Genomic DNA, 5,604 nt, shown 5'->3' with positions numbered 1-5,604 from the left:
AGTATAGATATCTATCTGATAATCTCTAGGATGTTTTTTTGTTAGGGATTGTTCCCTAGATACAGAGAATATATCTGTGTCTTGGGAACAACTAGTAGTTAAGAATATGATTACTAAAATTAATATATATGGCTTCATTGTTATATTAAAAATTACTTGGCATTTCAAAATGAGTAACCCAAATAGAATTGTCATCAAGTCTATTTGCGGTTACATATATAGGTACGCCTGGAATAGATGGAGAGAATGTGCCTCCTTTAACTATGAATTCATGAAACTTTCCAAAGTCCTGAAAGACCTGAGCAGCTCCACTTCCACTACCACCTAATATGTAAACATGGGTTTCTGCTTTTTCTAATATTCTTTTTGATTGTTCATCTAGAGAGCCTTTTATGCCAAATTTATTTATATTTAGTGATAATTTAAATGCGGTTTTAAGGGAATCATAAGAGCAATCGCTTTCAATTGCTATAATAGCAAGTCGTCCATAAGCAATAGAGTTTATGTAAGCATCATTTTTATATTTCGTAATATTTTCATTGTCCAAAAATAAGTTCCCATCTTCTGGATAATCCATCATTGCTGTAAAATTACGCTGATAAACTCTTGCGAATAATCCCGATTTATGATGTATTCTCTGATGATCATGTGAACCATTGATTTTTAGAATTTGTGCAATATTGATATTTGAGCCAAATGCAAGTCTTAGTTCAGAATAATCGTAAAATTGTTTTAAATCATATTCAAATAACCCAGTCTGTTCTCCACTAAAATCAGGAGAGTGTAATGCTTTATTTAAAGCCTTTGAATAGTGTATGCTCCCCGGATATATTCTTTCACCATAATATCCAGGCATATCAAAACTTACATCAATAGAATCTTTCTTAATATTCAATGCTGTTGGATAAATAGGTGGTCTGTCAATAGTATTTCCTTTTATGACAAGTCCTGGATATACTTGACTTAATCCACTGGGTACGAATTCATATGCTTCATTAATAATACCTCTTGTATGCTTTTGTATGTAATTGGGGTGATACGACTCGTCCCATGTATACAAAGCTTGTGGAGGAAATTCTAACTTTGAAGTATTATACGATTCATCATCAGAGCATGCCGAGATGATAAAAACAAAAGGAATTAGTAATAATGTTGCTTTTAGATTTAATTTCTTTCTCATGATTATAATATTTTAATGTTATTTCATGTTTACAGTATGTGTGAGCTTCCTTAGACTATTTGTTTCAAGGGAATTAAGATTAAAGAATAATGGACATATAGTTTGACTATTAAATCTTTTCTGTAACTCTCGGATAATAGTCCCGTTACCGAACAGAACTGTAGGGGTACAATCTTGACTAAAAGTTATTATATATGCCTTAGCCCTTTCAATTTCATATTTTTCTGTAGAGGATAATGTTTCTAAATGAATTTCTTTATTGATAAGTTCTTGAATATCTGATTTTGGTGAATCAATTATTAAGAACGCCCTTTTACCATATGTGATAGATGATATGTAATTATATCGAATGCCATCTCTCATTTTATTATTTATTAGACCATTCTCGCCAAGATAATCCATTGTTATTGATACATTCTCTTGTGTTAGGGAATATAGATATAATTTCCTCTTGTACTTATTGTTGTACTTATCTGATTTTTGAAGAATGATAGAATCCAAAGCTAGTGCATAGTTTGATTCACTAAACAGATGTAGTGCTCTATACGAATCAAATGATTCTTTAGAAGATGAAATTACTTTATTTTGAGTCGATATTTGTGGTAGGCTCTTAAAGAAATGATTAGTATTATTCCAAGATGGGATAAACTTCTGGTAGAAGAGTTCACCATTATATAATAAGCTAACTTCTATCTCATTAAACTCCACATTTTTTAAAGGCGATAAATGAGATACTGTTGATTTATCTTCATTTATGATATTTCCAATGAAAGCATTTTGGTAGTTTTTTTCTGTAACAGGTATGTCCTCCATCAGATATTTATAAATTATATGCCTTATGGTATCCTTTTGAGAAATTGCATCCGAGCTGCTTTTTTTAGTTGTGTCTATACTTATAGGCTTGTCTATAATCCCATCACGACTACACGAATCGCTTAAATATGACATGAAACATAAAACAAGTAATAGCGTACAATTCTTAATCACTTTTCTCATGCTATTTTGATTTTAGTTATAGTGCAAAGGTAGTATAAATAATTGTTTTGACAAAAAATATCAATAATTTAACAGAAATTTATTAAAGCGTTCTGGTATCTTTAGTTTGTTTGCAGATCATTTAGGTGCATATTGAAGGGTGGTTATTGTTTACATAGGTGCGATGAGTTATGAGATGATTTTCTCCATTCCTACCTCCAACGAATTGGTGTTTTTATACCCAACTGCTGGGTAGAGTTGTACTCAGCAGTTGGGTAGCTCCCTACCCAGCGGTTGGGTAGGGGGAGGACTTATTCGCTGAGTACGATGCTACCCAGCTGTAGGGTACGGTTCTACCTATTCGCTGGGTACAAAACAAGCAACTAGTAGGATGCTTTCTTTAGTGATAGAATAGGCATTAGGAATAAAAAGATTTTGCCCCCTCAACACTGGCGAACAGTGCGAGGAGGCAAAAAGAAGGGAGAGTTGATGAAATATGGCTAATAATTATTCTTCTCTCTGTGATTCTACAAGAACACAGCGCAAAGATAAGAAGAAATATAGAAATAAAGAAGAGGTAACCCTATCTATTTAAACTGACTTATATTTAAGGAATTATAAACCGTAGACACTCATAGTATTGTCTTTAACTCTTTCTAAGTACTGCCATTACAGCAAGTGATGTGTCGAGCCATTCCTCCATACGCTTGTAGTCTTTCCGCTCCCATATATCCTTGAAGTCCATAAACTCATGGGCGAGACGGCTCTCGTATGAGTTTCGTTGGTAGCTGGTGAGCTTTCCTTGTTCCATAATCTCCACTTTTCCGAACTCATTGGCTGTAGTTGGGATACGCACCCATCCTTTTTCGCCTTGAATTAAGATGAAGGAAGGGCTACTGGAGTCCTTGGCTGCAACGCAGGAGGCTGTGAGATTGGGGTAGGTGAGCACCATAATGCCCGAGGTATCAACGCCATTGTGCCCGTGATTAGCGAAATATTGGTTGGCGATAGGCTCCCCGAATAGTCCTACGATGATGTTGATGTTGTACACATTGAGGTCGTTCAAGGCTCCGCCACCTAGTTCAGGATTGAATGCGGGGGCTATATCTCCCTGTAGGTAGCGCTCGTATCTACTGGAGTATTGCGAGAAGTTACATTGTGCGAAATGTATGGGAGCAATGCGCTTGAGACTCTGCTTTACGAGTTGGAAGTTGGGGGTGTGAAGGGGTGTGACTGCCTCGAAGAGATAAAGTCCACGTTCGCGTGCCATCTGTGTGAGTAGCTTCGCTTCCTCAAGCGTACTCGTAAAGGGCTTCTCAACAATAACGTTGCGTTGAGCCTCTAATGCCTGTCGCACGTAAGTGTAGTGTGCGTTATTGACCAAAGCTATATAGACAAAGTCGGCATCGTCTTCTTTTAGTAGTTGGGCATAGTCGGTATATACGTGGTCAATGTCATTCTCCTTTGCAAGCGTCAGTGCTTTCTCCTTGTTGCTGTGTGAAAAGATACTTGTTATCTCAATCCCTTTCGTCTCATTCCTTAGCATCTTGATAACCTCGGTGGCTATCATTCCTGTGCCTATAATACTTATCTTCATGCTATTCTATTGATGTTTATGATTTGTTCAGAGCGTAACAAAAGTAGGAATTGTTTTGCAGATAATATAGGAAAAGACTATATTTGTGGTCTGTTAACAAGCTTTGACACCTTCGCCTGCTGCAATACAAGAATACATGAATGATTTATGCATTGGGAATGGGGTAATTCCTAAACCTTCTATTACTCCTTGTCTAGTAGAAAAAGGTGTAGAGATTATTTATGGAGAGTATGAAATTGCTCCTTATATGCATGGTATGCCTACTTTCACGATTCCTTATAGTAAGATTGCGAAGTATCTTACACCCGAGGCTCGCCGACTTGCAGGACTTGGTGATTGATGGCGAGTGAGGTCGCTTGCTAAGTAATAAGCATATTCTCAATGATAATGCAGAATATAAAAGCGTCTTCCTTTGTGATTAAATCTTATGTGGGAGACGCTTCCTTTATTTGATCTTTAGTTATGTGTGGATGTTATTAGTCTAGGTTTTGCATAAGCCATACAAATCCTTTTGCCATTCTGATGCCATTGTCTTGGAAGTGGTTACCTTCGTTCCATTCCATTTTGCAGTTTACTCCCTTCGTTTTATATATGTGTTCTAGGCTGAGCATATCCTTGCGAATGGTTGACATGAGTTTTGTCTTTGTCTTTTCTTCCTTATCTCCTAGACTGAGGTAGGCGTTCTTTACTTGTGGGGTGTGACTCTCTGCATAGTCAAGCCAACCTGTATACCATGCGGATGGGGATGCTGCAGCAATACCATTGAAGGGTATCTCCTCTTGATAAGAAGCCCATAAAGCAAATAGCCCAGCAAGGGAATAGCCACCAAGAAATGTATTCTCTGCGCAAATGGATAAGTTGTATAGATGCTGTAATTTGGGAATCAGTTGTTGTATTATATACAATAAGGTGTGATTCGCACCATCTCCAAAGGGAATCTTTCCAAATACAGGTGGAGCTGACCATGGTGTTAACTCTGAATTCCACTTCTCTATACGTACAGCAATGTGGGTGAATGTTGCTGATGAATGTTCTTCTATATAGGCAATCTGGTGCTCTAGTTCTTCCGTATCATGACTATCTACGGGTTGAATTAGAAAATACTTTGCATTATCTTCGCTGTGAATTATGCAAGTATGACCATTTATCTCTATTATTTGTCTTTGATGTCTCATATTCTATTTATCGATGTTTGCATACAAAAGTACTCCTTTTTAGCCTAAAAGCATTGATGTATGTCAATTTTATAAAGAAATATCACCTTTTCTTAAAAATAATCTTTAAAACATTTGGAAGGTATTGGTTTTCTATATACCTTTGCACTCGCTTTTACGAAATAAGCCATATGCTTATGAGTGTTTAAAGCAATAAAGAGAGCGTTCTTTGAAGAGATTTACATAAACAGAGAAGTAGTACAAGAAGCGTCTGTTTGGTTATGAATCAAATAGATGGGTAAAAGAAACGAACCGATCAATTCAATTGAATTCCTTATATAGGAATAGGTGCTTTTAAAACTTGATACTAAAGGATAAGCATTCTGAAACAGAGATTACTCGGTGGAGAGTTGTTTTTATGTGGTATTTTTTATCACTATTATCAATTCTAATCACCCAAACATATTTTACAATGGAGAGTTTGATCCTGGCTCAGGATGAACGCTAGCTACAGGCTTAACACATGCAAGTCGAGGGGAAACGGCATTTAGTGCTTGCACTGAATGGACGTCGACCGGCGCACGGGTGAGTAACGCGTATCCAACCTTCCCATTACTTTGGGATAACCTGCCGAAAGGCAGACTAATACCTCATAGTCTTCGATGACGGCATCAGATTTGAAGTAAAGATTTATCGGT

Annotated in this window: 5 protein-coding genes and 1 rRNA gene; 2 read left to right on the top strand and 4 right to left on the bottom strand. The window is 36.7% G+C overall.

Annotated features, from left to right (window positions below; translation table 11 throughout):
- Window positions 1-145: 145 nt before the first annotated feature.
- The 3 genes from O3603_RS11805 to O3603_RS11795 form a co-directional block, all read right to left on the bottom strand.
- The gene (locus O3603_RS11805; RefSeq protein WP_371523026.1) at window positions 146-1,180 is read right to left on the bottom strand and encodes a thiol-activated cytolysin family protein; all 1,035 of its coding nucleotides are present in this window, start codon (window positions 1,178-1,180) and stop codon (window positions 146-148) included.
- Between the two features lie 18 nt (window positions 1,181-1,198).
- Window positions 1,199-2,176, bottom strand: a complete 978-nt coding sequence (locus O3603_RS11800) for a hypothetical protein (RefSeq protein WP_371523025.1) — start codon at window positions 2,174-2,176, stop codon at window positions 1,199-1,201.
- Window positions 2,177-2,801: 625 nt separating this feature from the next.
- Complete coding sequence (locus O3603_RS11795; RefSeq protein ID WP_371523024.1) at window positions 2,802-3,752, bottom strand: Gfo/Idh/MocA family protein; 951 nt, start codon at window positions 3,750-3,752, stop codon at window positions 2,802-2,804.
- Between the two features lie 136 nt (window positions 3,753-3,888).
- On the opposite strand from O3603_RS11795, the gene O3603_RS11790 reads away from it, so the two are divergent.
- The gene (locus O3603_RS11790; RefSeq protein ID WP_371523023.1) at window positions 3,889-4,092 is read left to right on the top strand and encodes an RsiV family protein; all 204 of its coding nucleotides are present in this window, start codon (window positions 3,889-3,891) and stop codon (window positions 4,090-4,092) included.
- Window positions 4,093-4,228: 136 nt separating this feature from the next.
- Here the strand turns inward: O3603_RS11790 and O3603_RS11785 are convergent, their stop codons facing one another.
- The gene (locus tag O3603_RS11785) at window positions 4,229-4,927 is read right to left on the bottom strand and encodes an alpha/beta hydrolase (RefSeq protein WP_371523022.1); all 699 of its coding nucleotides are present in this window, start codon (window positions 4,925-4,927) and stop codon (window positions 4,229-4,231) included.
- A 448-nt stretch (window positions 4,928-5,375) separates the two neighbouring features.
- Between O3603_RS11785 and O3603_RS11780 the strand changes: the two genes are divergently transcribed.
- A 16S ribosomal RNA gene (locus O3603_RS11780) occupies window positions 5,376-5,604 on the top strand; the annotation flags it as partial.

The sequence above is a fragment of the Prevotella sp. 20925_1_30 genome, from assembly GCF_041433025.1.
Classification (GTDB): domain Bacteria; phylum Bacteroidota; class Bacteroidia; order Bacteroidales; family Bacteroidaceae; genus Prevotella; species Prevotella vespertina.
This window is presented reverse-complemented; position numbering and strand designations above follow the sequence as displayed.